Genomic DNA, 26,113 nt, shown 5'->3' on the forward strand with positions numbered 1-26,113 from the left:
GTCCGCCCGGACCGCCCCGCCGCTGCGGCGGGGGCTTGTCGTCGGAGGGATCGTTCCGCAGAGCAGCGGTGGTTCAAGAGCGGAACATGTCCGCTGTGAGGGTCGTCACGCTTGATCCATTCGGGTGGACAGGTGCACTGCGTCCAGCGGACCGAGCGTCGTACGCACCCCCGTACCGGCACTGTCGTACGGCCCGCAAGCCGACACGTCGACAGGACGCGCAAGTCGTACCGCACATCATCCGCACGCAGGAGTACCCCATCGGCGGTAGCCCGATCGGAGCCCCGGACTCCTTCGGAACGGAGTCGTCCCGTCATTCCTCAGGAGGCGGCGGCACGGCGACGAGACCGGCCCGCCGCTCCCCGTCCAGCACGCGCAGCGCACGGGTGAGGGTGCCGGCGTGGAGCTCCGTCTCGCCGCGCTCGTGCATCAGGGCCAGTGCGTCCCGCAGCGCGGCGGCCTGGCCGACCAGGGCCTGAGCTGCCCGCAGGCCCCGGTACGTGCCGTCGCCGCGGACCGGGTTGATCCGCCCCAGCAGGTCCAGGACCTGGAGGTAGCTGTCGACGAACGCGCCTTCGGCCCGGGTCAGCGCGGGCAGCGGCGGCAGCTCGGGAGGGAGGGCGGCCATCACCTCACCTCGTACCGGGAGCCGCGCCGGCGGGCCCGGCGGCCGATGCCTTGCGGCCGCGGGTGAGGCCGTCGATCAGCCCGTACGCCACCGCCTCCTGGGCGTCGAGGATCTTGTCGCGTTCGATGTCGGCGCTGATCTGCTCGCGCGTCCGGCCGGTGTGCCGGGTGAGCAGCTCCTCCAGCAGGGCACGGGTGCGGAGCAGTTCGCGGGCCTGCAGGTCCAGGTCGGTGATCTGGCCCTCGACCGGTTCGCCGAAGGCCGGCTGGTGGATGAGGACGCGGGCGCCGGGGAGGGCGAGGCGGCGGCCGGGGTGGCCGGCGGCGAGCAGCACGGCGGCGGCGGAGGCGGCCTGGCCGAGGCAGACCGTCTCGACGGGGCTGGTGACGAACTGCATCGTGTCGTAGATCGCGGTCATCGCGGTGAACGAGCCGCCGGGGGAGTTGATGTAGAGGGAGATGGCCTGCTCGGGGGCGGCGTGTTCGAGGTGGATCAGCTGCGCCATCACGTCGTTGGCCGCGGTGTCGTCGATGGGGGTGCCGAGGAAGACGATGCGCTCGTCGAGCAGCTTGGAGTACGGGTCGAGCGTGCGGATGCCCTGTGTCGTGCGCTCGGTGAACTCCGGGAGGACGTAGCGGGCCGTGGGTTCGAGCATGAGGGCTCCTCCTCTGTTCGTTTGTAAAAAATGTACAGGACGTACATCCCGTTAGAATGGGGAGCATGGCCTACGAAATTCCGGTGACGCAAGCCCGGGCGGAGCTCGCGGATCTGATCAACCGCGTCGTCTACGGCTCCGAGCGCGTGGTCGTCACGCGTCACGGCAAGCCGCTGGCGGCCCTGGTGTCGGCCGCTGACCTGCGGCGTCTGGAAGAGCTCGACCGCGCCGAAGCGGCCGCCGAGGAAGAGGTGATCAGCACCGTCTCGACGGTGCGGCCGCTGCCCTCGTCCGCTGCGGGCGAACGCCGCCGGTTCGGCATCGCCGCGGAGCACCGCGGCCCGGCCGCCGGGGATCGGCGACCGGGCCACGAGAAGTGAGCGGGGGTCAGCGGCTGGACACGCCCCGCGGGTGAGCGGGCGTCAGGAGCTGAGCTCCCAGACCGCGTGGGCGATGGCGTCGGTGTTGGTGTCGAGCGCCTTGTCGTCGATGTTCTTCGTCGTGTCGCAGGACCGGTGGTAGCAGGGGTCGAACGGCTCGCCCGCCGTGCCGCCCCAGTTCTTGGCCTGCTCCGCGGTCTTCCGGTAGTCGGCGCCGGAGAAGAGGCCGCCGACGGGGATGCCCGCGTCCTTGAACGCCGCGTGGTCGGAGCGGCCGTCGCCCTCGGTCTCGATCTCGGTGGCGATGTCCTTGCCCGCGTACCAGTCCTTGAAGACCTTCTCCAGCCGCGGGTCGTCGTCGTAGACGAAGTAGCCGGGGTTGGGTGAGCCGATCATGTCGAAGTTGAGGTAGGAGTCGAACTTCCCGCGGTCGGCCTGGGACAGGTTGTCGACGTAGTGCGACGAGCCGACCAGGCCGAGCTCCTCGGCGCCCCACCAGCCGAACCGCAGGTGCTTGGCGGGCTCGAGGTCCGCCTTGGCGACCGCGAGGGCGACTTCGAGGATGCCGGCCGAGCCGGAGCCGTTGTCGTTGATGCCCGGGCCTTCGTCGACGGAGTCCAGGTGGGCACCGGCCATCACCGTCCTGCTCTCGTCCCCGCCGGGCCAGTCGGCGATGAGGTTGTACCCCTTGGTGCCGTTCGCGCTGAACTCCTGGACCTGGGTGGTGAACCCGGCCTCGTCCAGCTTGCCCTTGATGTGGTCCAGGGACGCCTTGTAGCCGGGCTGCCCGTGGGCGCGGTTGCCGCCGTTGGCGTCGGCGATGGACTGGAGCTGGTCCAGGTCGGCCTTGACGGCGGAGACGGGGATGTCCGGCGCGGCGAGCGGGGCGGTGCCGGCCTGGGCGCCGGCCGCGGCGAGGAGGGTGGCGGCGACGGCGGTGCAGGCGCCTGCCGCCAGGACGGCCCGGCGTATTCGTACGGAACGGGTCACGATGTGGCTCCGATGCTGGTGTGGGGGGTGGTGTTGCGGAGCTTGCTGTTGTGTACGAGCGCTTTCGCGACGCGTGGGGCGTGCGAGCGCGCGGAGATGAGCATCGTGACTTGTCGATGGGCAGTCAAGAGCGCATAACGAACGCACTGTTCCGGGCAGCGGAGCGCCGGTCTGTTTTGTCTCTTTCGAGGGAAGTGTGAGGCGGGCGGGAAATGCGCCCGAGGGGCCCGGTCCCCAGATTTAACAAGGGATTCACCGGGTTAACGCGTCCGACATCGAGCGAAGCTAGCCTGCGAAGTCCGCGCCGTTTCATGGAACTTACCTGGAGATCAGTTTGCCCTTCCTTTGTTGAGTGTGTGATACATCTATTTATACGGGTGTGTCTACGCCCGTGACCTGGGCCGATGCGGTCCCGGCGCAAGATTTGTGAGGTGGAATATGCAACTGACCCCGCATGAACAAGAACGGCTGATGATTCATGTCGCGGCGGACGTTGCCGAAAAGCGCCGGGCCCGCGGCGTACGGCTCAACCACCCCGAAGCCATTGCCCTGCTGACCGTGCACATCCTGGAAGGCGCACGCGACGGCCGTACGGTCGCCGAGCTCATGTCCTCCGGGCGCAAGGTCCTCACCCGGGACGACGTCATGGAGGGCGTCCCCGAGATGATCCACGACGTCCAGGTCGAGGCGACCTTCCCGGACGGCACCAAGCTCGTCACCGTCCACGACCCCATCAGCTGACCCAGGGGAGAGCCGAAGATGATCCCGGGACAGATCGTCTACGCGGACGAGCCGGTACGCCTCAACGAAGGCCTCCCCGTCACGCGCATGACCGTCCTCAACATCGCCGACCGCCCCGTGCAGGTCGGCTCCCACTACCACTTCGCCGAGGCCAACCCCGGCCTCGACTTCGACCGTGCGGCCGCGCACGGCAAGCGTCTGAACGTCGCCGCCGGATCGGCGGTGCGCTTCGAACCCGGTATCCCCACCGAGGTCGAACTCGTGCCCCTCGGGGGCAAGCGGATCGTCGCGGGCCTGCGTGGCGAGACCGGAGGCACCCTCGATGGCTGAACTTTCCCGCGCCGCGTACGCCGACCTCTTCGGCCCGACCGCGGGCGACCTGGTGCGGCTGGCCGACACCGACCTGCTGATCGAGATCAGCGAGGACCGGTCCGGCGGCCCCGGGCGCAGCGGTGACGAGGCCGTCTTCGGCGGCGGCAAGGTCCTCCGCGAGTCGATGGGCCAGTCCCGGCTCTCCCGCGCGGACGGCGCGCCGGACACCGTGATCACCGGCGTGATCGTCATCGACCACTGGGGCATCGTCAAGGCCGACGTCGGCATCCGCGACGGCCGGATCGTGGGCCTCGGCAAGGCCGGCAACCCCGACACCATGGACGGCGTCCACCCCGACCTGGTCATCGGCCCGGAGACCGAGATCATCGCCGGGCAGGGGAAGATCCTCACCGCCGGCGCCATCGACACCCACGTGCACTTCATCTGTCCCGAGCAGGCGACCGAGGCGCTGGCCTCCGGCGTCACCACGATGATCGGCGGCGGTACCGGCCCGGCGGAGGGCAGCAAGGCCACCACCATCACCCCCGGTGCCTGGCACGTCGCCCGGCTCTTCGAGGCCATGGACGCCTTTCCCGTCAACGTCGGCCTGCTCGGCAAGGGCAACACCATGTCGGCCGCATCCATGCGCGACCAGCTGCGGGCCGGCGTACTGGGCTTCAAGATCCATGAGGACTGGGGCGCCACCCCGGCCGTACTGGACGCCTGCCTGAACGTCTGCGAGGAGAGCGGAGCCCAGCTCGCGATCCACACCGACACCCTGAACGAGGCCGGCTTCCTCGGCGACACCATCGCCGCCATCGCCGGCCGCTCGATCCACGCCTTCCACGTCGAGGGCGCCGGCGGCGGCCACGCCCCCGACATGATCGCCATGGTGTCGGAGCCGAACGTCCTGCCCGCCTCGACCAACCCGACCCGGCCGCACACCGTCAACACCGTCGAGGAACACCTCGACATGCTGATGGTCTGCCACCACCTGAACCCCGCGGTCCCCGAGGACCTGGCCTTCGCCGAGTCCCGTATCCGGCCCTCGACCATCGCGGCCGAGGACTTCCTGCACGACATGGGCGCCATCTCGATGATGTCGTCCGACGCGCAGGCCATGGGCCGCATCGGCGAGGTCGTGATGCGCACCTGGCAGACCGCGCACGTGATGAAGAAGCGCCGCGGCGCGCTGGAAGGCGACTTCGCCGCGGACAACAACCGGGTACGGCGGTACGTCGCGAAGTACACCATCAACCCGGCGATCGCCCAGGGCGTCGACCACGTCGTCGGCTCCGTCGAGACCGGCAAGCTCGCCGACCTCGTGCTGTGGGACCCGGCGTTCTTCGGTGTCAAACCGCGGCTGGTCATCAAGGGCGGCCAGATCGCGTACGCGCAGGTCGGCGACGCCAACGCGTCGATCCCCACCCCGCAGCCCGTGCTGCCGCGCCCGATGTTCGGCGCGATGGGCAAGGCGCCCGGCGCGAACTCGCTCAACTTCGTCTCCGAGCAGGCGGTCGAGGACGGGCTGGCCGGCCGGCTGGGCATCGCCAAGGAGCTGACGGCGATCCGCTCCACCCGCCAGGTCAGCAAGGCGTCCATGCGCAACAACGACGCGCTGCCGAAGGTCGTGGTCGATCCCGACACCTTCACGGTGACCATCGACGACGAGGTGGTCGAGCCCGCCCCCGCCGCCGAACTGCCCATGGCCCAGCGGTACTTCCTGTTCTGATGAGCACCGCTGCCGCACCACCGACGAAGGACCGGGAACGATGAGCCGCGCCGCACTCCTGGTCCTGGCCGACGGCCGCTTCCCCGCCGGCGGACACGCGCACTCCGGCGGCGCCGAACCGGCCGTGGCCGCGGGCCGGGTCACGGACGCGGGAACGCTGGAGTCGTTCTGCCGCGGCCGGCTGCACACCGCCGGACTGGTCGCCGCCGGACTGGCCGCCGCGGCCGCCGCCGGCGCCGACCCGCTCGCCCTGGACGACGCGGCGGACGCCCGTACGCCCGTACCGGCGCTGCGTACCGTCGCGCGTAAGCTCGGCCGCCAGATGATGCGCGCGGCCCGCGCGACCTGGCCCTCGCCCGAGCTGGACGCGCTCGCCGCGGCCCGCCCCAAGGGCGCGCACCAGCCGGTCGTGCTCGGGCTCGCCGCACGCTCGGCGGGCCTGTCGCCGGAGGACGCCGCGTACGCCGTCGTGTACGAGACGGTGAGCGGCCCGGCGACCGCCGTCGTCCGCCTGCTGAGCCTGGACCCGTTCGACGCGACGGCGGTCCTCGCGCGCCTCGCCCCCGCCATGGACGCGGTGGTGGCCGAGGCCACCGCGGCAGCGGCGCGCGTCCCGCTGGAAGGCACCGCCGCGCTGCCCGCCCGGTCGGCGCCGCTGCTGGACATCACCGCCGAGCAGCACGCCGCCTGGCCGGTACGGCTGTTCGCCTCCTGACCACGCGGGGGACGAGCCGCCACCCGCCGCACCACACACCACCCGCACCACACGGAGTCGCCATGCATCTCGACCACGACCTCGACGAGAAGTTCCCCCACCGCCACACCTACAGCGCCGCCGCCCCGAAGCGCCCCGACGGCACCCGCCGCGCCGTACGCATCGGCCTCGGCGGCCCGGTGGGCTCCGGGAAGACCGCCACGGTGGCGGCGCTGTGCCGCGCCCTGCGCGACACCCTCTCCATCGCCGTCGTCACCAACGACATCTACACGCGCGAGGACGCCGAATTCCTGCTCCGTGAAGCGGTGCTGCCGCCCGAGCGGATCACCGCCGTGGAGACCGGCGCCTGCCCGCACACCGCCATCCGAGACGACATCTCCGCCAATCTGGAGGCCGTCGAGGACCTGGAGGACACGTTGGCCACCGCGGAGGGCGGCCCGCTCGACCTCATCCTCGTGGAGTCCGGCGGCGACAACCTCACCGCCACCTTCTCCAAGGGCCTGGTCGACTTCCAGATCTTCGTGATCGACGTGGCCGGCGGCGACGACATCCCGCGCAAGGGCGGCCCCGGCGTCACCACCGCCGACCTGCTCGTCGTCAACAAGACCGACCTCGCCCCGTACGTCGGCTCCGACCTGGAGAGCATGGCGCGGGACGCCAAGGCGCAGCGCGGCGAACTCCCCGTCGTCTTCACCGCGATCAGGTCCGAGAACGGCGTGGCCCCGGTCGCCGACTGGGTCCGCGAGCGCCTCGCCGAGTGGACAGCGGGCCCGGCATGACCCTCGCGCCGCCCCCGCCCGCGCCGGTCGCGCCCGCTGAGGAAGCGCCCGCCGCCGTACCGCCGGCCCCCCGCCAGCTGCGTGCCACCGCCCGTATCACCGCGGCCGCCGCGCCGTCCGGGGTCTCCCGGCTGCCGGTGCTGGACGGCGACGGCCCGCTGGCCCTGCGCCGGCTGGCCTCGCACGACGGGGCCGCGCGGGTCTGCGTGGTCGGCGCCATGAGCGCGCCCGTGGGCGGCGACCACCTGCGCATCGAGGCGGCCGCAGGCCCCGGCAGCGACCTGCGGGTCACGGCAGCCGCCGCGACCCTCGCGCTGCCCGGCCACCACCCGGGAACGGCCCGCTACGACGTGGCGCTGGACGTGGCCGACGGGGCCCGGCTGGACTGGCTGCCCGAGCCGCTGATCACGGCGGCCGGCAGCGACCTGATCCAGACCACCACCGTCGACCTCGCGCCCACCGCCCGGCTGGTGCTGCGCGAGGAGCAGGTGCTCGGCCGGGCCGGTGAGGACACCGGCCGGCTCGTGGCCCGGCTGACGGTCCGGCGCGCCGGCCGGGTCCTGCTGGACCAGGAGACGGCGTACGGACCCGGGGTGCCCGGCTGGGACTCGGCCGCGGTGCTCGCCGGTCACCGTGCCGTCGGCCAGCTGCTCGTCGTCGATCCGGCGTACGAGGAGGAGCCCGTACCGGTACGGGCCCTGGAGGCGCCGGACGGCGCGGGCCAGGCCGTGGTCACTCCGCTCGCCGGCCCCGCCGCTCTGGTCACCGCCGTCGCGCCGGACGCCCTGGCCGTCCGGCGGCTCCTCGACGCGGCCGGGATTCCTACGGGTTGGTAAAGAAATAGCCGTCCGGTCTTTTCATCGGACGGACGTACGAGACAGGATCCCCCTGCAGCTCTGTGATCATCGCCGCCACGAGTGGCGCACCATGCAGGGGGAACATCCACGTGAGACGTACAGCAGCGCTCGGCGCCGCCGGAAGCCTGGTGGCCGGCGCGCTCATAGCCGGCGCCATCGCCGCCACGCCCGCCAGCGCCGGCGTGCAGCACCAGAAGGGCTCCGCCGAGGACCGCGGCGTCAAGGCCGCCGCGGCCCGCGCCGCGAAGGCGGGCATCGACTGGCAGACCTGTCCGAAGGACTGGGGCCTGGACGCCCCGATCCAGTGCGGGTTCGTGACCGTGCCGGTCGACTACGCCAAGCCCGACGGCAAGAAGATCAAGATCGCGGTGGACCGGGCCAGGAGCACCGGCACCAAGGACGAGCGCCAGGGCTCCCTGGTCTACAACCCCGGCGGCCCCGGCGGCTCAGGTCTCCGCTTCCCGACCCGGGTGACCACCAAAAACCCGATCTACGCCAAGATGGCGAAGGCCTACGACTTCGTCGGCTTCGACCCGCGCGGCGTCGGCCACTCGGCCCCCATCTCCTGCGCGGATCCGCAGGAGTTCGTCAAGGCCCCCAAGGCCGACCCGGTGCCGGACAGCGAGGCCGACAAGCGGGCCCAGCGCAAGCTCGCCGCGGAGTACGCCGACGGCTGCAAGGAGCGCAGCGGCGACCTGCTCAAGTACCTGACGACGCCGAACACCGTCCGTGACCTGGACGTCATCCGCGCGGCCCTGGGCGACAAGAAGCTCAACTACCTCGGTGTCTCCTACGGCACGTACATCGGCGCCGTCTACGCCACGCTCTTCCCCGGCCACGTGCGCCGGATGGTCGTCGACTCCGTCGTGAACCCCTCGCGCGAGAAGATCTGGTACCAGGCCAACCTCGACCAGGACATCGCCTTCGAGACCCGCTGGGGCGACTGGAAGAAGTGGGTCGCGAAGAACGACGCGACCTACCACATCGGCGACACCCCCGAGAAGGTCCAGGCGCAGTGGGAGAAGCTGCGCGCGGCCGCGAAGAAGTCCCCGCTCGGCGGCCAGGTCGGCCCGGCCGAGCTCACCGGATTCTTCCAGAACGCGCCGTACTACGACTCCATGTGGGCGCCGGTCGCCAAGGCCTGGAGCGCGTACGTCGCCGGTGACGAGAAGCCGCTGATCGAGAACGCCGCGCCCGACATGAGCGACAAGGCCGGCAACATCTCCGCGGAGAACGGCAACGCGGTCTACACGGCCGTGGAGTGCAACGACGCCAAGTGGCCCACGAGCTGGCAGCGCTGGGACCGCGACAACACCCGCATCCACCAGCAGGCCCCGTTCATGACGTGGTCCAACGCCTGGATGAACCTGCCCTGCGCCACGTGGCCGGAGAAGCAGCAGACCCCGGTGAACGTCAAGACCGGCAAGGGCCTGCCCAGCGTGCTGATCGTGCAGAGCGAGCGGGACGCCGCGACCCCGTACGAGGGCGCGGTCGAGCTGCACCGCCGCCTGGCGGGCTCGCGCCTGATCACCGAGAAGGACGCCGGCTCGCACGGCGTCACCGGCCAGGTCAACCCCTGCATCAACGACCGCGTCGACGCGTACTTCGTGGACGGCAGGACCGGCGCCAAGGACGTGACGTGCGCGCCGCACGCCACGCCGAAGCCGTAACCGGCAGCGACGGAACGGCACGGCGTACCTGGGACGGGGCGCCCGGGAGACCTTCCCGGGCGCCCCGTCCGCATGTGCCCTGCCCCTCCTCAGGCGAAGACGTCCGAGAACGGCTGCCGGACCGGGGACGGCGTACGGCGGTCCAGCACCGCGAAGACGACACGGCGGAAACGGCCGTGGAAGCGGCCGCCGGGGAGCAGCGGCGCGGCGAACGCGGCCGCCACGTCGGCCGGGCGGTTCCGGAAGACGCCGCAGCCCCAGGCGCCCAGCACCAGCGCGCGGTGTCCGCTCGCCGCCGCGACCTCCAGCACCCGCTCGGCCCGCGTGGCCAGCGCGCCCGGTACGGCCGCGACCTCGCCGGGCCGCCGTTGCGCGATCACCCCGGCGTTCGGCGCGGCCGAGGTCAGGAAGCCCGCCTCGTACGGCTCGACGAGCAGCCGCCCGCGGTCGTCCCGGAAGACCGGCACGCCGGGGGAGAGGATCACCCGGTCGCTGTAGAAGGGGCTGGGCTCGGCCCGGTGCGCGGCGTAGAACTCCGGCACCTCCCGCAGACAGCTGTAGAGGGCCGAGCCCCGGCACACCGCTTCCTCCTGCGCCTGCGCGCCGTTGAGGTAACCGCCGCCGGGGTTGCGCGCCGAGGCGAAGTTCAGGATCGCGACCGGCCCGTACCCGCCCTCCCGCGCGGCCGCCGCGAGCCGCAGCCCGGCCGCGAGGCTGCCCTCGTCCGTCACCTCGAACGCCGTGCTGCCGTCGGCGCCGGCCGGAGACGGCGCGACGGCCACCGGCTCCGGCCCGTACAGCCGCGTCCCCGCCCGCGCGCGGGCCACCGCCGCGCCGATCTCCCACCTGCGCCCGCCGGGCGCCACGTACGAACCCGTCGCGACGATCTCCTCCGTCTCCTGCGCCATACCGCGCAGCCGGGCACTCATCGCGCTCCGTCCCCCGTCCTTATGCGTCGTCCGTCGTTCATGATCGACGAGGCTAGAAGGAGCGGCGCGCCCGCCGCGACGCAATTAACGGCCCGCGTCCTGCTCGTCCTGCTGCGGATGGCGGTGCGCCTGCTGCTGGGCGGCCTTGGCGTCGGGTGCGTACATGTCGACGTACTCCTGCCCCGACAGCTTCATGATCTCGTACATGATCTCGTCGGTGACGGCGCGCAGCGCGGCGTGCTCCGACGTCAGGTCCGCGTACCGGGAGAAATCCATCGGCTCCCCGAAGCGGATCGTGACGCGGATGGCGCGCGGCAGCCGCCGCCCGGCGGGCTGGGCCTCGAACGTGCCGATCACCGCGCACGGCACCACCGGCACCCCGGCTTCCAGGGCCATCGCCGCGACGCCGGTGCGGCCCTTGTAGAGCCGCCCGTCGTGCGAGCGCGTGCCCTCGGGGTAGATGCCCAGCAGCCGGCCCTTGCGGAGCACGTTCACGCCGGACCTGATCGCGGCGCGCGACGCCTTGCCGCCGGACCGGTCCACCGGAATCTGCCCGACGCCCCGGAAGAAGGCCGCGGTCAGCCGCCCTTTGAGACCGGGACCCGTGAAGTACTCGGACTTGGCCAGGAAGGTGACTCTGCGCGGCACGATCGCGGGCATCACGAAATGGTCGGCGAAGGACAGATGATTGCCGGCGATGATCGCCGCTCCGTCCTCGGGTATGTGCTCCAGCCCTTCCACTCTGGGCCGGAAGACCACCCGCAACAGCGGCCCCAGGACCACGTACTTGAGCACCTGGTAGAACACGCCTTCCCCCTCCTCCTGCCGACCCTGCTCAACACCGTTGTTTTTGCAGGTCAGCTGCGTTGTGAGGGTCAGAAGTGTAGGTGTGTGCACGGGTGACCGGCACCACGTCCGTGACACCTTCCGGTTTCACAGTTCCATTCCGGACTCATGGCGGGCAAAGGAACAGACCCGGAATGAGGGAGATCCGGCCATACGGGTCTGACACCGGCATGCGCCCGCCGCACCTCCGGCCCGCACCCGGGAACTCCTCCGGGAGGGGACGCCGGCCGAACCGCCCTGTTCCTGACGCCTGGCAGACGCTGGGCCGACCGGATGCAGGCCAAAAAGGTGAACTTCTGCACTAATGCCGCCCGAATGGGTACCCCTGTTCTCCCGAGCGCTATCCCTACGGCGCGGACCGAGCGCCTTCGAGTGCTGAAGGAAGAGCAGTGACAGATGTAGCAAGCCAGGGGTCCGCCCCCGGCGACGACCGCCCCGTACTCACCAATCGTCAGGGCCACCCGGTCTACGACAACCAGAATCAGCGGACGGTCGGTGCGCGAGGACCGGCCACTCTGGAGAACTACCAGTTCCTGGAGAAGATCAGTCACTTCGACCGCGAGCGCATCCCCGAACGGGTCGTACACGCCCGCGGGGTGACTGCCTACGGCTACTTCGAGAGCTACGGGAAGTGGGGCGACGAGCCCATCGGCCGCTATACGCGGGCCAAGCTGTTCCAGGAGCGCGGCAAGCGCACCGACGTGGCAGTGCGGTTCTCCACCGTCATCGGCGGCCGGGACTCGTCCGAAGCCGCCCGCGACCCGCGTGGCTTCGCCGTGAAGTTCTACACCGAGGACGGCAACTGGGACCTGGTCGGCAACAATCTGGGCGTGTTCTTCATCCGGGACGCGATCAAGTTCCCCGACGTCATCCACGCCCTCAAGCCCGACCCGGTGACGCACGAGCAGAAGCCGGCCCGGATCTTCGACTTCATGTCGCAGACCCCCGAGTCGATGCACATGCTCGTCAACCTCTTCAGCCCCCGCGGCATCCCCGCCGACTACCGCCACATGCAGGGCTTCGGCGTCAACACCTACAAGTGGGTGAACGACGAGGGCAGGACCGTCCTGGTCAAGTACCACTGGCTGCCCAAGCAGGGCGTGCGCAGCATGACCGAGGAGGACGCGGCCAACGTACAGGCCGGGGAGCTCGGCCACGCGACCAAGGACCTGTACGAGGCGGTCCGGCGCGGCGACCACCCCGAGTGGGAGCTGGTCGTCCAGATGATGGACGACCACGATCACCCCGAGCTGGACTTCGATCCGCTGGACGACACCAAGACCTGGCCGGAGCAGGACTTCCCGCCGAAGCCCGTGGGCCGGATGGTGCTGAACCGCATGCCGGACAACTACTTCGCCGAGAACGAGCAGATCTCCTTCGGCACCGGCGTCCTCGTCGACGGCCTGGACTTCTCCGACGACAAGATGCTCGTCGGGCGGACCTTCTCGTACAGCGACACCCAGCGGTACCGCGTCGGCCCGAACTACCTCCAGCTGCCGGTCAACCGCGCCAAGAACGCCAAGGTCCGCACCAACCAGCGGGACGGCCTGATGGCGTACGAGCAGGACCAGCACGGGGAGAACCCGGAGGTCAACTACGAGCCGTCGATCACCGGCGGGCTGCACGAGGGCCAGTACCCGACCCACGACGAGCAGGGCCCGGAGATCCGGGGCCGCCTCACCCGCAAGCGCATCCCGCGCACCAACGACTACCTCCAGGCGGGCCAGCGGTACTGCCTCATGGAGGACTGGGAGCGCGACGAGCTGGTCAACAACTTCATCAACCTCATCTCCCAGGCCGACCGCAAGGTCCAGGAGCGGATGGTGTGGCACTTCCTGCTGGTCGAGAACGACCTGGGCCTCCGGGTCGGCAAGGGACTCGGCATCGGCCCGCAGGACGTCGCCCACCTGGAGCCGCTGGCCAGCCAGGACCTGACGGAGGAGGACCGCAAGCGGCTGTCCCACCTCGGCGACAACCCGCCGCGGGACGTCTCAGGGCTCACCATGACGCACTGCGTCCCCGATGAGCGGCATGTCGTCACCCGCTGACGGGCACCGGTGAACGAACGGACGATGCCCCGGGGCGCGGCTCCCGCCGGACCTCCGGAGGGAGCCGCGCCCTCGGCGCGAGGTGGTCCCCCTCCGGCGAGGGGCGCCACGGGAGGAGGACCGGCCACACATGGCAGCGGCGAAGCGGTACGCGGTCGCGGCATCGGGGCAGTGGGTGGACGAGGAGGACGGCCGCCGGCTGCCTGCGGGCGAGGTGCACGCCTGGGAGCAGGGCCTGAACCAGACCGTCTGCGGTCTCTCGCTCAGCCGCTCCCAGCTGGCACGGTTCCCCCACGTCGGCTGGCCCGACATCCTCCCCGAATCCGGCGGAGCCGCCGACCGCGTCCGACGCGTCTGCCCCCGCTGCGCATCCGTCGCCGGCCGCCGCGGCCCCGACGCCCGCCCCCGCTGGTCCCGGACCGACCCACGGCCCTGAGGGTGCTGCTCGGCCGCCCGCTCCTGAACTCCCGCATCGGGCGCGGGGGTTGACGTATCGTGGTCGCGTTTCGACTCGTGTGCCATGACGGTCCTCAGGAGAATGCCCATGACGCCTTCACACCGTCAGGACGGAACAGCCGGCAGCGCGCTCTCCCGGCGTCGTTTCGGGCGGCTCGCGGCCCTCGGAATCGCTGCCGGTGCCGGCTCGTTCGGTCTCGCGCCGTCGGCCCTCGCGGCGGCCACCGGGGACGACGCGCAGGCGCACTTCGACCGCGCCCGCAGGCTGGCCGGGAACGACCCCGTCCTGCGTGCGATCGCGGCGGCGCTGGCCCCGGACCGCGGTGAGTTCCCCCGCCCGCCCGCACCGGCCCCGCTGAAGCTCTTCGACGACCTCGCCTTCCTGAGCACGGGCTGGGTCTCCGCGATGGCGGTGCTGACCGGCGACGGGATCGTACTGATCGACGCGCTCACCTCCCCGGAGGAGGCCGAGCGCGTCATCGTCGGCGGGCTGCGCGAACTGGGCGCCCGCCCGGAGACCATCAAGTACGTCATCGCCACCCACGGCCACGGGGACCACATCGGGGGCGCCCAGTACCTCGCCGACCGCTACGGCACACGCGTACTGATGACGCCGGCCGACTGGGACCTCGTCGCCCGTACCGATCCCGCGCACGCTCCCGCCCGGGACCTGGAGATCGAGGACGGCCAACGGCTCACGCTCGGCGGCACGACGATCCGGCTGCACTGCACCCCGGGTCACACCCCGGGCACCGTCTCGCCCGTCTTCCCGGTACGGTCCGGCCGCACCCGCCACACGGCCATGATGTGGGGCGGCACCAATCCGCCCACCACACTCACCGAACTCCGCACCTACCTCGCGTCCCTGCGCTCCTTCCGGCAGCACACACGCCGGGCGGGCGCCGACGTGGAACTCTCCAACCACCCCAACGACCACGGCCTCCAGCGTGCCGAGCAGCTGCGCGCGGACCCCGGCGGGCCGAACCCGTTCGTCCTCGGCCGCCGGCGCACCGACCGCTACCTGGCGGTGATGGAGTCCATGCTGCGCGGATGGGTGGCCGACGCGTCCTGATCCCCGGTGCGTGCCCGGAGGAGGCCGTCGGACAGGCCGAGCAGGTCCCGCAGGGTGTGCCGCCCCTCGGCCGTCACCGCCACGGCACGCGTCGTGCCGATGCGGGTGAGCCAGCCCGCGTCGAACGCGTGACGGCACAGGGCGGCGCCGACCGCGCCCGCCAGATGGGGGCGGCGCTCGGTCCAGTCCAGGCACGACCGTACCGACGGCCGGCGGGTGCCCGTCGGGACGGTGATCCCGAGTTCGCCGAGCCAGGCCGTCCCGGTGCCGGTGAGGCTGAGCCCCTGGTCCCAGCTCAGGAAGGTGCGCTCGGTCATCGCGTCGGTGATCGCGACCCCGAGGGTGCCCGCGAGATGGTCGTAACACGTACGGGCGTGGGCGAGGGCCTGCCGGCGGCCGGCCGCCGACAACGTCGGGGGCGGCGGGGCCTGGCCGGCCGCCATCGCGGCCAGGCTCTCGATCAGCTCGGCGACTTGGGCGTCGGCCAGCCGTACGTACCGGTGGCGACCCTGCCGTTCCTCGGCGAGCAGCTTCCCGTGCACCAGTGCGTTCAGGTGCTCGGTGGCGGTCGAGGCGGCCACCCCCATGTGCCGTGCCAGCTCCTTGGCCGTCCAGGCCCGGCCGTCCAGCAAGGCCAGGCAGAAGCCGGCGCGCGTGCCGTCGGCCAGCAGCCTGGCCACGGAAGCGAGGTCGGGGCCTGCCGCGTGTACCCGCTGAGTTCCCATGTGCCCGATTATCGCCGCGGACGCTTCGGCACCCACCGAACCCTGCGGTATGTCCTTGGCATGAGCGCTGGGGCACACGGTCGTCCTCGGCCCCGGACTCGGCCGCTCCTACCGCACCCGGGCCCCGCCCGCGTCCGGCACCCTCACCCCGAAGTGACGTACTGCGCTTCGCCGTTGCCGAGGGACCAGTCGGCCGGCCCGTTCTCGGTGACGGTGACGAACACGTTCCTCGGCTCGGTTCCCGCGTACGCGTGGGCGAGTTCGGCGATCCGCCGGTACAGCGCCTGCTTCTGCGCGGGGGTGCGGCCTGAGCGCATGGTGATCGCGACGTACACGATGCCGTCGTCGCGGTGCACGCCGAGGTAGTCGTCGTAGCGCAGTGTGCTGCGGGTGCCGTCGTGACCGGTCAGGATCTGGAACCGGTCGTCGGACGGGAAGCCGACCGTCTCGACCAGGGCGTCGTGCACCGCGCGGCCGAGCGCGTCGAGCCGTTCGCCGTCGGTACCCATCGCGTCGATACGGACCAGTGGCATGAGCTCTCCTGGGATGGTGGGTGGGAGGCGGGCAGGGCGAGCGAGGGCCGCCGGGCCCGCCCTGCGAACGTACATACTAGTAGTTACAGTCCTCTCCGGGAAAACTCCGCGGGCGGACCAATCCCCTGGCGCGTCGGCTCCGAATCACCTCTGCCCCGGGATAAGGGGCCGGATGCGTACGTCCGGATCCGTCAGCGCACGAGAGGAGCCGCATGAGGTCCGCCGACACTCCCGCCGCCTCGCCGGCCGAGCCCACCGGACCCGAACTGGAGGTGCTGCTGAACCGGGTCGCAGGCGGTGACCAGGAGGCCTTCGACGCGGTGTACGACCGGGTGAGCGGGCCGGTGCTGGGTCTCGTCCGGCGCGTACTCCGCGACCCGGCCCAGTCCGAGGAGGTCGCCCAGGAAGTGCTCATCGAGGTCTGGCGCTGCGCGGCCCGCTTCCGCCCCGACAAGGGCCGGGCGATGACATGGGTGCTGACGCTGGCCCACCGGCGTGCCGTGGACCGGGTACGGGCGGCACAGGCCGAGACCGCACGCGAGCACCGGGCGGCGCTGCTGGCGCACACTCCCGCCTACGACGAGGTGACCGAGCAGGTCGAGAGCCGCTGGGAACGGCAACGGGTACGCCGGTGCCTGGGCGCCCTCACCGAACTGCAGCGGGAATCGGTGACCCTCGCGTACTACCAGGGCCTGACGTACCGCGAGGTCGCCCAGCTGCTGACGCTGCCGCTGGGCACGGTGAAGACGCGGCTGCGCGACGGCCTGATCCGGCTCCGTGACTGCCTGGGGGTGAGCGTATGACCGGCGCCGATCTGCACACCGCGAGCGGAGCGTACGTACTGCACGCGCTGCCGCCGGCGGAACGGGCCGAGTTCGAGCGGCACCTCGCCGTGTGCGAGGCGTGCGCGCAGGAGGTGCGGGAGTTCTCCGCGACCGCCGAACGGCTCGGGCTCGCCGTCGCGGAGGCCCCGCCGCCGGAGATGAAGGACCGGGTCCTGCAGCGGATCGGCACCGTGCGTCAGGAGCCCCCGCGGGGCGCGTCGCGCGCCGTCCGACGGTGGCACCGTCCGCTGTCGCGCTTCGCGCTGGCGGCCTGCGTGGCCGCCAGCGCGGCGTTCGGCGGGATCGCCGTGTGGCAGCACCAGGCGGCGCAGGACGCACGCAGCCGGGCGCAGCAGGCCGAGGAGCGGGCCGACCGGATCGACGCCGTGTTCACCGCGCCGGACGCCGAGGTCACCACGGCCCGGCTCAAGGGCGGGGCGACCGGCACGGTGGTGGTGTCCCGCGCCCGGGACCGGGCGGCGTTCCTCGCCTCGGGGCTGCCCGGACTGCCCGAAGGCAAGGTGTACCAGCTGTGGTTCGACGACGGCGGCAGGATGCGGTCCGCCGGTCTGATGGGTGCGGGCGGCGGCACCGGCGCCCACTCCGCGCTGCTGGAAGGCCCCGTGGGCGAGGCCTCGGGCATGGGCCTCACCGTCGAGCCCGCCGGCGGCTCCCGGCAGCCCACCTCGGCGCCGGTCGGACTGCTGCGGTTTCCTGCTTGAGGAGGATGCATCGCGGGCAGGTGTCGCCGACAGTTGGCGAAGAGCGAGACGAGGCGACGATGGGCGAGGAAACGGGTGCGTGCGGCGTGGGCTCCGCGCTGGTGACACGTGCCGCCGCGGCACGGACGGTGGACGCCGCGGTGCTGGTACTGCACGGCGGGAGCGTCGACGGGCTCGGCGCGCCCCGGCGCTGGAACCTGGCCGCTGCCCGCATGCGCCCCTTCACCCGGGGGATCGAGCGGGCGACGGCCGGGGGCGAGGTGTTCGTGGGGGAGGTGCGGTACCGCCACCGCGGCTGGAACGGTGACCGGGAGGACGCGGCGCGGGACGCCCGGCGCGCGGTGGACGAGCTGGGCCGGCGGGTGGGGGAGGTGCCCGTCGTGCTGGTGGGGCACTCCATGGGCGGGCGCGCGGCGCTGCGGGCCGCCGGGCACCCGATGGTCCGGTCCGTCGTGGCCCTCGCCCCGTGGTGCCCCGAGCACGAGCCGGTGGCGCAGCTGCGCGGCCGCCGCCTCGTCCTCGTGCACGGTGACCGTGACCGGACGACCGACCCCCGCGCCTCCTGGCAGTTCGCCGCGCGGGCGGCCGAAGCGGGTGCCCTGCCGTCCACGGTGGTGATGCGGGGCGGCGACCATCCGATGCTGCGCAGGGCAGGCGACTGGCACCGCCTCACCGTCTCCCTGGTCACGGGCCTCTTGGGCCGGACGCCGCTGCCACCGGTGGTGGCGGAGCGATTCTCCGGCGGCACGGCGGGCCCGGACCCTTCGGAGTGGTGAACACGGCGTGATGCACCGCGAGATGAAAGACGTGGTACACCGCGAGATGAACACTGCCTGGTGAACACCGCGCGGTGAGCGCGGCCCGGCGGACCGACCAATCCCGCTGACCGCCGGCTCCGAATACGGGGTGTGAGCACACGAGGAAGCACAGCCACCCGGACCGCCGCCGCGGCGACGAGCGGACTGCTGGCCGGTTGCTCGGCGCTGGCGGTGGCCGAGCTGGTCGCCGTGGCCGTACGGCCCGGGGCGGGCCCGGTCACCGCGGTGGGCGGTGCGGTCATCGACCGCACACCGGCGCCGGTGAAGGACTGGGCGATCCGCCGCTTCGGCACCGACGACAAGCTCGTCCTGCAGCTCGGCATCCTGGTCACGCTCGCGCTGTTCGCCGTGGCACTGGGCGTACTCGCCACCCGCGTACGGCGTACCGCCTCCCTCGGCGTGCTGGTCCTCGGCGCCGTCGGGGTGCTCGCCGCGACCGGCAGGCCCGACTCGACGGGCGCCGTCGACGCGCTCCCTTCGTCGGTGGGCGCGGCAGTCGGAGCCGGGGTGCTGTACTGGCTCGCCGGACGGCTGCCGGCGGGGCGGCACCGTCCCGACGACTCCGGCCGTGCCGAGCCCCCCGGCCACCCGGCGCGCCGGCAGTTCCTGGTCGGTGCGGGGGCCGTGGCGGCCGTCTCCACCGCAGCCGGAGTGCTGGGACGCCACCTGGACTCGGGCACGGCCGCCGACGCCGAGGCCTCCCGCGCCGCGGTCCGGCTGCCCGCACCCGCCTCGCCCGCGCCGAAGCTGCCACGGGGAGTGGACCAGCGGCTGCCCGGACTGACCCCCTTCACCACCCCCACCCGTGACTTCTACCGCGTCGACACCGCACTGACCGTCCCGCGCCTGGACGCCGGCCGCTGGCGGCTGCGCATCCACGGCAAGGGCGTCACCACACCCCTGACGCTGGACTTCCGGGACCTGCTGCGCCGGGACCTCATCGCCCGCGACATCACCATGACGTGCGTGTCCAACGAGGTCGGCGGCCCGTACGTCGGCTCCGCCCGATGGCTGGGCGCGCCCCTGGCGGCACTGCTGCGCGAAGCGGGCGTACGGCCGCCGTCCCGGGGCGGTCCGGCCGACCAGCTCGTCGCCCGCTCGGCGGACGGCATGACCATCGGGAGCCCGGTGGAGACGGTGCTGGACGGCCGCGACGCGATGCTCGCTGTCGGCATGAACGGCGAGCCGCTGCCGTTCGCGCACGGCTTCCCGGTCCGCATGCTCGTCCCCGGCCTCTACGGCTACGTGTCCGCCTGCAAGTGGATCCAGGACATCGAACTGACCACGTTCGACGCGTACGACAGCTACTGGGTCAAGCGGGGCTGGGCGCGCCAGGCCCCCGTCAAGACCCAGTCCCGCATCGACACTCCGAAACCCTTCGCCACGGTCGCGGCCGGCACGGTCGCGGTGGCCGGTGTCGCGTGGGCCCAGCACAAGGGCATCGCGCGGGTGGAGGCACGCGTCGACGGCGGCCCCTGGCAGGACGCCCGGCTGGCCACCGAGGGGCCGCGCGACACCTGGCGCCAGTGGCTGTGGGAATGGCCGGCCCGGCCCGGCACCCACACTCTCGAAGTCCGCGCGACGGACCGTACCGGCTACACCCAGACCGGCAAGCGCGCCCGCACCGTCCCGGACGGGGCCACCGGCCGGCACTCGGTGGTGGTCACCGTGACCTGAACCCAGTTCCTCGCAACGAACCGACTCCCTCTCACCGACCCATTCCAGTGACGCACCGTCAGGAGAAGCTCATGAACACCACCGCCGTACGCCGCGCCGCCCTCGCCCTCACCGCCGCCGTCGCACTGCCACTGTCACTGGCCGCCTGCGCCGGCGAGGACGGTGGTACGTCCCAGCCGGCCTCCGGCAGCAGCTCCGCACCGGAGAAGTCCGGCACCGGCGGCGGCACGAACGCGATGTCGGGTCCCTTCGGCCCCGCCTGTTCCTCCGTGCCCAAGGACGGCAAGGGCAGTTTCGACGGCATGGCCGCGGACCCGGTCGCCACTGCCGCCTCCCACAACCCGGCCCTGTCCACCCTGGTCACCGCGGTCCGGAAGGCCGGCCTGGTCGACACGCTCAACAACGCCGAGAACATCACGGTGTTCGCGCCCACCAACGACGCGTTCGACAAGATTCCCAAGGCCCAGCTCGACAAGGTCCTCGACGACAAGGAGATGCTCACCCAGATCCTGACCTACCACGTCGTCGGCCGGCAGCTCACTCCCGCGCAACTGGAGAACGGTTCGTACCCCACCCTGCAGAAGAGCCGGCTCACCACCTCCGGCTCCGGTACGGACTACACGGTCAACGACAGCTCCAAGGTCGTCTGCGGCAACGTGCCCACCGCCAACGCCACGGTCCACCTCGTCGACAGTGTCCTGATGCCGGAGCTGTGACGCCCGTACGCCGACGCGCCGCCGTGTACCACTGCCTTCAACAGTCGTACACGGCGGCGCTTCGGCTCGCTCACGTGACCAGCGACCACTTCTGGTTCGCGGCGCCCGTGCACGTCCAGATCTGCGTCGGTGTGCCGTCGGCCCCGTTGTTGCCGACGACGTCCAGGCACTTGTTGGCCGGGAGGTTGACCAGGTCGTTGGTGGACGCGTTGTACGACCACCGCTGTGCGCCCGTGCCGTTGCAGTCCCACAGCTGTACGCGGGTGCCGTCCGCGGTGCCGGCACCGGCGGCGTCGAGGCACTTGCCGAGCGCCCGTACGGTGCTGTCGCTGCCCGTCGTCCAGCGCTGCGCGGCGTTGCCGTTGCAGTTGGCGAGCTGCACGGTCGTGCCGTTGGCGGTGTTGGCGCCGGCCACGTCCAGGCACTTGCCGGACAGTCCGCGGAAGGTGCCGGTGGTGCCCGCGCTGTCGGAGGTGGTGACCTTGACGTGGTCGACGACGAGCTGCTGGGGGAAGGAGGTCGACCCGTCGGGGTCGCCCGGCCAGTAGCCGCCGACGGCGAGGTTGAGGATGAGGAAGAACGGCTTGTTGAACACCCACTGCTTGCCGCCGAGGTCGGCGGGGGTGCGGCGCTGGTAGACGTTGCCGTCCACGGACCAGGTGATGGAGTCGGGGGCCCAGTCGACGGCGAAGGTGTGGAAGGCGTCGGCGAAGGCCTGCCCGTTGGGGAGGGTGTATCCGGCGCCGATGCCGCCGCTGCCGGAGTAGCCGGGGCCGTGCAGGGTGCCGTGCACCGTGCCCGGTTCGAAGCCGACGTTCTCCATGATGTCGATCTCGCCGCTGTCGGGCCAGCCGACCTGGCCGAGGTCGTTGCCGAGCATCCAGAACGCCGGCCACATGCCCTGGCCGCGCGGCACCTTCATCCGGGCCTCGACGTGGCCGTACTGCGCGGTGAAGCGGCCCGAGGTGTTCAGCCGGGCCGAGGTGTACTCACAACGGCCGTACCAGCACTGGTAGTTGTTCGGGTTCTCCTTGCGTGCGGTGATGACCAGCTGGCCCTGGCCGTTGAGGGCGGCGTTGGCGTTGCCGGCGGTGTAGTACTGGCGCTCGTGGTTGTTGACGTTGTCGCCGGTCTCCACCTGCCACTTGCCGCCGTCGACGGCTGACCCGGCGGGGCCGTCGAAGTTGTCCTCGAAGGTCACGGCCTGGGCCGACGCGGCCGGAGCCGGCGGGACCGCCGCGGTGGCGGAGCCGGGGGCCCAGCTCAGCGTCGCGGTGAGTGCGGCGACGGCGAGGGCTGTGCTGCGGACGAAGCGCCGGTGTTTTCGCAGGGACACGCGTATGGACATCTGGCTCCCTCGGTGTGGGGGCGGGGAGGGGGGCGTGGCCGAACGGGATCGGCCACGCGAGGGGCGCGAAGCACGCCGACCGGTGCGGGGGGCAGTTCGGACCTGCCTGGTCCGGACCTGCCTTGCCTTCGGGAAGTGAAGCGCTCTTGGCGCGAGCCTGTCAATAAGTTGGTGAGAGCGCTCTCGGACAAGTCACCTCGGACGCACGCCGGTTGCCCGCCCCCTGGGTGTCAGTCCACCGAGCTCATGAACGCGAGCATGCGCGCGTTGAGCTGTTCCGCGTGATCGATCTGCGGCCCGTGGCCGGTGTCCGCGATGATCTCGGCACGGGCTCCCGGCACCAGGCGCGGGACCCGCTCGGCCTGCCGCCGCGGGTGCACGAGGCGGCTCCTCTTGCCGAGCAGCAGGTGGAGCGGGGTACGGAGGGTGCGCAGTTCGTCCTCGGTGAGGGGACGGGGTGCGGGGCGGCGTACGCGGTAGGCGCGGACACCGGCTCTGATCATCGCGCGTAGTTCGGGCACGACGAGGACCGGCTGCTCCAGCCAGGCGGCCAGCCGCGGACGGAGCGCCTTGGGCGCGGAGGTCGCGAGCAGGCTCGCGAAGATCCAGGCGAAGAAGCGCAGTCCGACCTTCTCCAGGCCGCCGGGGTCGAGCAGGGTGACCGAGGCGAGGCGGCGGGGCTCGCGGTGGGCCTGGTTCAGGGCGAGCCAGCCGCCGTAGGAGGCGCCGACCAGATGCACACGGTCCAGGCCGAGGCCGGCCAGCGTCTCGTCCAGCCACTGGGCGGCCCGCTCCGGCTCGTGGAGGGGTGCGCGCTGCACGCTGCGGCCCGGGTCGCCCGGGGTGTCGATCGCGTAGACGGTGCGTGCGGCGCTGAGTGCGGGGGTGTTGGGGTACCACATGGCGGAGCAGCTGCCTGCCCCGTGCACGAGGACGATCGGGGTGCGGGTCAGGGCGGCGGGGTCCGTGGGGTCGTACCGGTAGACGTGCGTGGTGCCGGCGCTCGTTTCCACGTCCCTCTCCGCCCGGGCCGTCGCTCCCATGGCGTAGACGGCCTCGCAGGCGGCGAAGTAGCGCTCGCGCGCGGCGTCGCTCACGTAACGGCCGACGTCTCTCCGGGTACGGGTCGTGGTCTCGGGCACGGTCGGCCACCTCCGGAAGTGCGGAATCTTGGTGATACGACCGTACCATCAAAATGGTACAGGCGTACCATCAAATGGCAGCCCTCGGGCTGCCCGAGTGCAAGGACCGATAGTGAGCGGAGGCGCGGCTGTGCCCAAGCGGGTGGATCACGATGTACGGCGGGCCGAGATCGCCGAGGCGCTCGTGCGGGTCGCCGGGCGGCGCGGACTGCACGCCGTGGGGATGCGCGAGGTGGCCGCGGAGGCGGGGGTGTCCCTGCGGCTGGTGCAGTACTACTTCGAGACCAAGGAGAAACTGCTGCTCCACGGATTGCGGCAGCTGGTCGACGGGTTCGGCGTACGGGTCGCCGCCCGGGTCCGGGCCGCCGGGGAGGGCGCCGGGCCGCGGGCGACGGTCGAGGCGCTGCTGAAGGCCGCGCTGCCGACCGATGAGGAGAGCCGCACCTTCCACCTCCTCCACACCTCGTACGCCGTGCTGGCGGTGACCGACGAAGCGCTCGCCGCCCAGCCGTACCTGAAAAATCCGGACGCGGCGGAGGACGTGCTGACCGGCCTGCTCCAGCAGGCGTACGACGCACAGCTCACGCGGGCGGACCTGGATCCGCGGCTGGAGGCGGTCTCACTGCTCGCCATGTCCGCCGGGCTCGGCACCAGTGTCCTCGTCGGCCAGCGCACCCCGCAGTCCGCCGTCGCCGTCCTGGACCACCACCTGGACCGCATCTTCCCGGCCGGGCGTCCGGCTTGTTAGGCAAGTCGCTACTTGCCTATGGTGGGGTGCATGGCGGAGGATGTCTTCAAGGCGCTGGCCGACCCCACCCGTCGGCGCATTCTTGACGAACTGGTCGAACGGGACGGCCAGACCCTGTTCGAGATATGCGCGCGGCTGGTGAACAAGCACGGGCTGGGGATGTCCCGCCAGGCGATCAGCCAGCACCTCGCCGTACTCGAATCCGCGGGCCTGGTCGTGTCCCGACGCGAGGGCCGCTACAAGTTCCATGACCTGAACACCGAACCCCTTGAGCGCATCGCGACCCGGTGGCTCAGGCCCGACGCACCGGAGAGCACCCCATGAGGATCCATCTGACCAGCGTCTTCGTCGACGACCAGGAGAAGGCCCTGCGCTTCTACACCGATGTGCTGGGCTTCGTGAAGAAGCACGACGTTCCGCTGGGTGAGGGGTTCCGGTGGCTGACCGTGGTCTCACCGGAGGTTCCTGACGGTACCGAGCTGGTGCTGGAGCCCTCCGAGCACCCCGCGGTGCGGCCGTACAAGACGGCGCTGGTCGAGGACGGCATCCCGGCCACCGCCTTCGCCGTGGACGACGTACAGGCGGAGTTCGAGCGGCTGCGCGGGCTCGGGGTGCGCTTCACCCAGGAGCCGCTGGAGATGGGCCCGGTCACCACCGCGGTCCTGGACGACACCTGCGGCAACCTGATCCAGATCATGAACGGCGGCGAGTAGGGACCCCGCTCATGAACGGCGGCGAGCAGGGACTCTGCGCGGGGTCCGCTACCCGTCCGGTGGCCGTACTGGTTATATGGCCGCCATGGGATTCGTCGTGCCGGCCGACCGGCTTCTCGCGTTTGCGCTCATGTCGTTCCTGCTGATCGTGGTTCCCGGACCCAGTGTGCTGTTCGTGATCGGGCGGGCGCTGGCGCACGGGCGCCGCGCCGCGCTGACCACCGTCGTGGGGAACACGCTCGGAGCGTACGTGCTCGTCGTCGCCGTGGCACTCGGGGTGGGAACGGTCGTGGAGCGTTCGGTCCTCGCGTTCACCGCGCTGAAACTCGTGGGCGCCGCGTACCTGGTGTATCTCGGCGTCAAGGCGGTACGGCAACGCCGGTCGCTGCAGGCCGCGTTCGCCGGTGACGGGCCCGCGCACGGCGGTCTGCGCACATTGTGGGAGGGGTTCGCGGTCGGTGTGGCCAATCCCAAGACGATCGTGTTCTTCGCCGCCGTGCTGCCGCAGTTCGTGGACCGCGGCCAGGGCCATGTCGTGGTGCAGATGCTGCTGCTCGGGCTGGTCTTCAACCTCATCGCGGTGGCCTCGGACAGCGTGTGGGGGCTGGGCGCCGCCGCGGCGCGGAGCTGGTTCGCGCGTTCCCCGCGGCGGCTCGCCGCGGTCGGCGGGGCGGGCGGGCTCGCCATGATCGGACTGGGCGTCACGGTCGCCGCGACGGGCCGCAAGGACTGAGCCGCCGCGGGGATGTGTCCGGATCGGCGCTCACCGGGCCTGCCGGGGCGCTGAACAATGGGACTCCTGCCGGACGTGCCCCACCAGCAGCCGGCGCGCTGACGCCCCGTCATGCGGCGTCGCCAGCCGGCAGCGCAGGAGCGGCGTCGCCCACCGGCAGCGCAGGAGGAGACCCGCCATGCCCGACGCGAACGAGCAGCCGCACTCCGAGGCCTGGAAGACCGCGCTCACCGTGCTGCAGGAGGCCGTTCCGCCCGCCATCCCGCAGGGCGCGCACGTGATGACCGTACGGATCGAGTACCCGCCCGGCGACCCGGGTACTCCGCCGCACCGCCACTCCGGGCCGGCCTTCGGCTACGTACTGGAGGGCGAGATGCGCTTCGAGCTGGAGGGCGAACCGGAGCGGATCGTCCGCGCCGGGGAGACGTTCTGGGAGCCCGGCGGGGACGTCATCCACTACCAGGACGCCAACCACCGCACCGACTCGCGCCTGCGCTTCCTCGTCACCATGCTCTGCGTGCCGGAGAAGCCCATGCTCGTCCTGGTCGACGAGGACGAACTGAAGCGGCGCGCACACCTGCGCGCGCCCCGGCCGTCCTGACGC

The 26,113-nt window shown here is 71.8% G+C and carries 30 protein-coding genes; 21 read left to right on the forward strand and 9 right to left on the reverse strand.

The annotated features are described in order from the left end of the window. Window positions 1-313: 313 nt before the first annotated feature. Together AAC944_RS34185 and AAC944_RS34190 are read right to left on the reverse strand one after the other, a co-directional pair. Window positions 314-628 carry a hypothetical protein gene (locus AAC944_RS34185; protein WP_030608373.1) on the reverse strand — a complete coding sequence of 105 codons (315 nt, stop codon included), beginning with the start codon at window positions 626-628 and terminating at the stop codon, window positions 314-316. Between the two features lie 4 nt (window positions 629-632). Continuing rightward, entirely contained in the window at window positions 633-1,283 is a 651-nt protein-coding gene (locus AAC944_RS34190; protein ID WP_030608370.1) for an ATP-dependent Clp protease proteolytic subunit, read from the reverse strand. Between the two features lie 65 nt (window positions 1,284-1,348). Here AAC944_RS34190 and AAC944_RS34195 point away from each other — a divergent pair, with 65 nt between their 5' ends. Further along, window positions 1,349-1,663: a type II toxin-antitoxin system Phd/YefM family antitoxin gene (locus tag AAC944_RS34195; protein WP_030608367.1), complete on the forward strand. Its 315-nt coding sequence runs from the start codon at window positions 1,349-1,351 to the stop codon at window positions 1,661-1,663. 42 nt (window positions 1,664-1,705) lie between these two features. On the opposite strand, the gene AAC944_RS34200 is transcribed toward AAC944_RS34195, so the two are convergent. Continuing rightward, window positions 1,706-2,653, reverse strand: coding sequence for a M28 family metallopeptidase (locus AAC944_RS34200; protein ID WP_030608362.1), 948 nt, complete (start codon window positions 2,651-2,653; stop codon window positions 1,706-1,708). 438 nt (window positions 2,654-3,091) lie between these two features. Between AAC944_RS34200 and AAC944_RS34205 the strand changes: the two genes are divergently transcribed. The 7 genes from AAC944_RS34205 to AAC944_RS34235 all read left to right on the forward strand — a co-directional run bounded on the left by AAC944_RS34205 (window position 3,092) and on the right by AAC944_RS34235 (window position 9,459). Continuing rightward, the gene (locus AAC944_RS34205) at window positions 3,092-3,394 is read left to right on the forward strand and encodes an urease subunit gamma (protein WP_030608360.1); all 303 of its coding nucleotides are present in this window, start codon (window positions 3,092-3,094) and stop codon (window positions 3,392-3,394) included. 18 nt (window positions 3,395-3,412) lie between these two features. Continuing rightward, the gene (locus AAC944_RS34210; RefSeq protein WP_030608356.1) at window positions 3,413-3,724 is read left to right on the forward strand and encodes an urease subunit beta; all 312 of its coding nucleotides are present in this window, start codon (window positions 3,413-3,415) and stop codon (window positions 3,722-3,724) included. After that, entirely contained in the window at window positions 3,717-5,438 is a 1,722-nt protein-coding gene (locus tag AAC944_RS34215; protein WP_030608353.1) for an urease subunit alpha, read from the forward strand. The genes AAC944_RS34210 and AAC944_RS34215 overlap by 8 nt, the downstream gene beginning before the upstream one ends. A 40-nt stretch (window positions 5,439-5,478) precedes the next feature. Then, the gene (locus tag AAC944_RS34220; RefSeq protein WP_030608350.1) at window positions 5,479-6,153 is read left to right on the forward strand and encodes an urease accessory protein UreF; all 675 of its coding nucleotides are present in this window, start codon (window positions 5,479-5,481) and stop codon (window positions 6,151-6,153) included. A gap of 62 nt (window positions 6,154-6,215) precedes the next feature. Continuing rightward, a complete protein-coding gene (gene ureG, locus AAC944_RS34225; protein WP_030608347.1) occupies window positions 6,216-6,932 on the forward strand; it encodes an urease accessory protein UreG in 717 nt (238 codons plus the stop codon). After that, complete coding sequence (locus AAC944_RS34230; RefSeq protein ID WP_030608344.1) at window positions 6,929-7,768, forward strand: urease accessory protein UreD; 840 nt, start codon at window positions 6,929-6,931, stop codon at window positions 7,766-7,768. Before ureG ends, AAC944_RS34230 begins: the two co-directional genes overlap by 4 nt. A gap of 110 nt (window positions 7,769-7,878) precedes the next feature. Beyond that, on the forward strand, window positions 7,879-9,459 hold the full coding sequence (locus AAC944_RS34235; RefSeq protein WP_030608341.1) for an alpha/beta hydrolase: 1,581 nt from the start codon (window positions 7,879-7,881) through the stop codon (window positions 9,457-9,459). A gap of 89 nt (window positions 9,460-9,548) precedes the next feature. Here the strand turns inward: AAC944_RS34235 and AAC944_RS34240 are convergent, their stop codons facing one another. Both AAC944_RS34240 and AAC944_RS34245 read right to left on the reverse strand, forming a co-directional pair. Beyond that, window positions 9,549-10,388 carry a TIGR02452 family protein gene (locus AAC944_RS34240; RefSeq protein ID WP_030608338.1) on the reverse strand — a complete coding sequence of 280 codons (840 nt, stop codon included), beginning with the start codon at window positions 10,386-10,388 and terminating at the stop codon, window positions 9,549-9,551. An 84-nt stretch (window positions 10,389-10,472) separates the two neighbouring features. Continuing rightward, window positions 10,473-11,195, reverse strand: coding sequence for a lysophospholipid acyltransferase family protein (locus tag AAC944_RS34245; RefSeq protein ID WP_030608336.1), 723 nt, complete (start codon window positions 11,193-11,195; stop codon window positions 10,473-10,475). Window positions 11,196-11,623: 428 nt separating this feature from the next. On the opposite strand from AAC944_RS34245, the gene AAC944_RS34250 reads away from it, so the two are divergent. The 3 genes from AAC944_RS34250 to AAC944_RS34260 all read left to right on the forward strand — a co-directional run bounded on the left by AAC944_RS34250 (window position 11,624) and on the right by AAC944_RS34260 (window position 14,810). Then, the gene (locus AAC944_RS34250; RefSeq protein ID WP_030608333.1) at window positions 11,624-13,282 is read left to right on the forward strand and encodes a catalase; all 1,659 of its coding nucleotides are present in this window, start codon (window positions 11,624-11,626) and stop codon (window positions 13,280-13,282) included. Between the two features lie 130 nt (window positions 13,283-13,412). Next, the gene (locus tag AAC944_RS34255) at window positions 13,413-13,718 is read left to right on the forward strand and encodes a hypothetical protein (protein WP_030608330.1); all 306 of its coding nucleotides are present in this window, start codon (window positions 13,413-13,415) and stop codon (window positions 13,716-13,718) included. 108 nt (window positions 13,719-13,826) lie between these two features. After that, on the forward strand, window positions 13,827-14,810 hold the full coding sequence (locus AAC944_RS34260; RefSeq protein ID WP_030608328.1) for an MBL fold metallo-hydrolase: 984 nt from the start codon (window positions 13,827-13,829) through the stop codon (window positions 14,808-14,810). On the opposite strand, the gene AAC944_RS34265 is transcribed toward AAC944_RS34260, so the two are convergent. After that, window positions 14,756-15,535 carry an ArsR/SmtB family transcription factor gene (locus AAC944_RS34265; RefSeq protein ID WP_078888299.1) on the reverse strand — a complete coding sequence of 260 codons (780 nt, stop codon included), beginning with the start codon at window positions 15,533-15,535 and terminating at the stop codon, window positions 14,756-14,758. The genes AAC944_RS34260 and AAC944_RS34265 overlap by 55 nt on opposite strands. Before the next feature lie 143 nt (window positions 15,536-15,678). Further along, the gene (locus AAC944_RS34270; RefSeq protein ID WP_030608323.1) at window positions 15,679-16,068 is read right to left on the reverse strand and encodes a tautomerase family protein; all 390 of its coding nucleotides are present in this window, start codon (window positions 16,066-16,068) and stop codon (window positions 15,679-15,681) included. Window positions 16,069-16,280: 212 nt separating this feature from the next. Here AAC944_RS34270 and AAC944_RS34275 point away from each other — a divergent pair, with 212 nt between their 5' ends. The 5 genes from AAC944_RS34275 to AAC944_RS34295 all read left to right on the forward strand — a co-directional run bounded on the left by AAC944_RS34275 (window position 16,281) and on the right by AAC944_RS34295 (window position 20,825). Beyond that, window positions 16,281-16,871, forward strand: coding sequence for a sigma-70 family RNA polymerase sigma factor (locus AAC944_RS34275; protein ID WP_030608320.1), 591 nt, complete (start codon window positions 16,281-16,283; stop codon window positions 16,869-16,871). Then, entirely contained in the window at window positions 16,868-17,614 is a 747-nt protein-coding gene (locus AAC944_RS34280; protein WP_030608318.1) for an anti-sigma factor, read from the forward strand. The genes AAC944_RS34275 and AAC944_RS34280 overlap by 4 nt, the downstream gene beginning before the upstream one ends. A 59-nt stretch (window positions 17,615-17,673) precedes the next feature. Beyond that, window positions 17,674-18,390: an alpha/beta hydrolase gene (locus tag AAC944_RS34285; protein ID WP_196942768.1), complete on the forward strand. Its 717-nt coding sequence runs from the start codon at window positions 17,674-17,676 to the stop codon at window positions 18,388-18,390. 132 nt (window positions 18,391-18,522) lie between these two features. After that, window positions 18,523-20,109, forward strand: coding sequence for a molybdopterin-dependent oxidoreductase (locus AAC944_RS34290; RefSeq protein ID WP_438272771.1), 1,587 nt, complete (start codon window positions 18,523-18,525; stop codon window positions 20,107-20,109). A 71-nt stretch (window positions 20,110-20,180) separates the two neighbouring features. Then, the gene (locus AAC944_RS34295) at window positions 20,181-20,825 is read left to right on the forward strand and encodes a fasciclin domain-containing protein (RefSeq protein ID WP_030608308.1); all 645 of its coding nucleotides are present in this window, start codon (window positions 20,181-20,183) and stop codon (window positions 20,823-20,825) included. A gap of 70 nt (window positions 20,826-20,895) precedes the next feature. Here AAC944_RS34295 and AAC944_RS34300 read toward each other — a convergent pair whose 3' ends face one another. Continuing rightward, complete coding sequence (locus AAC944_RS34300; RefSeq protein ID WP_030608305.1) at window positions 20,896-22,173, reverse strand: ricin-type beta-trefoil lectin domain protein; 1,278 nt, start codon at window positions 22,171-22,173, stop codon at window positions 20,896-20,898. Between the two features lie 230 nt (window positions 22,174-22,403). Further along, window positions 22,404-23,315: an alpha/beta fold hydrolase gene (locus tag AAC944_RS34305; RefSeq protein WP_030608301.1), complete on the reverse strand. Its 912-nt coding sequence runs from the start codon at window positions 23,313-23,315 to the stop codon at window positions 22,404-22,406. 130 nt (window positions 23,316-23,445) lie between these two features. On the opposite strand from AAC944_RS34305, the gene AAC944_RS34310 reads away from it, so the two are divergent. From AAC944_RS34310 to AAC944_RS34330, 5 genes are all read left to right on the forward strand, one after another. Next, window positions 23,446-24,063 carry a TetR/AcrR family transcriptional regulator gene (locus AAC944_RS34310; RefSeq protein WP_030608297.1) on the forward strand — a complete coding sequence of 206 codons (618 nt, stop codon included), beginning with the start codon at window positions 23,446-23,448 and terminating at the stop codon, window positions 24,061-24,063. A 30-nt stretch (window positions 24,064-24,093) separates the two neighbouring features. Further along, entirely contained in the window at window positions 24,094-24,387 is a 294-nt protein-coding gene (locus AAC944_RS34315) for an ArsR/SmtB family transcription factor (protein ID WP_030608294.1), read from the forward strand. Next, window positions 24,384-24,776: a VOC family protein gene (locus tag AAC944_RS34320; protein ID WP_030608291.1), complete on the forward strand. Its 393-nt coding sequence runs from the start codon at window positions 24,384-24,386 to the stop codon at window positions 24,774-24,776. Before AAC944_RS34315 ends, AAC944_RS34320 begins: the two co-directional genes overlap by 4 nt. Before the next feature lie 85 nt (window positions 24,777-24,861). After that, complete coding sequence (locus tag AAC944_RS34325; protein WP_030608288.1) at window positions 24,862-25,509, forward strand: LysE family translocator; 648 nt, start codon at window positions 24,862-24,864, stop codon at window positions 25,507-25,509. A gap of 178 nt (window positions 25,510-25,687) precedes the next feature. Further along, window positions 25,688-26,110, forward strand: coding sequence for a cupin domain-containing protein (locus AAC944_RS34330; protein WP_030608285.1), 423 nt, complete (start codon window positions 25,688-25,690; stop codon window positions 26,108-26,110). Window positions 26,111-26,113 lie beyond the last annotated feature (3 nt).

The organism is Streptomyces sclerotialus (assembly GCF_040907265.1).
In the GTDB taxonomy this organism is placed as follows: Bacteria; Actinomycetota; Actinomycetes; order Streptomycetales; family Streptomycetaceae; genus Streptomyces; species Streptomyces sclerotialus.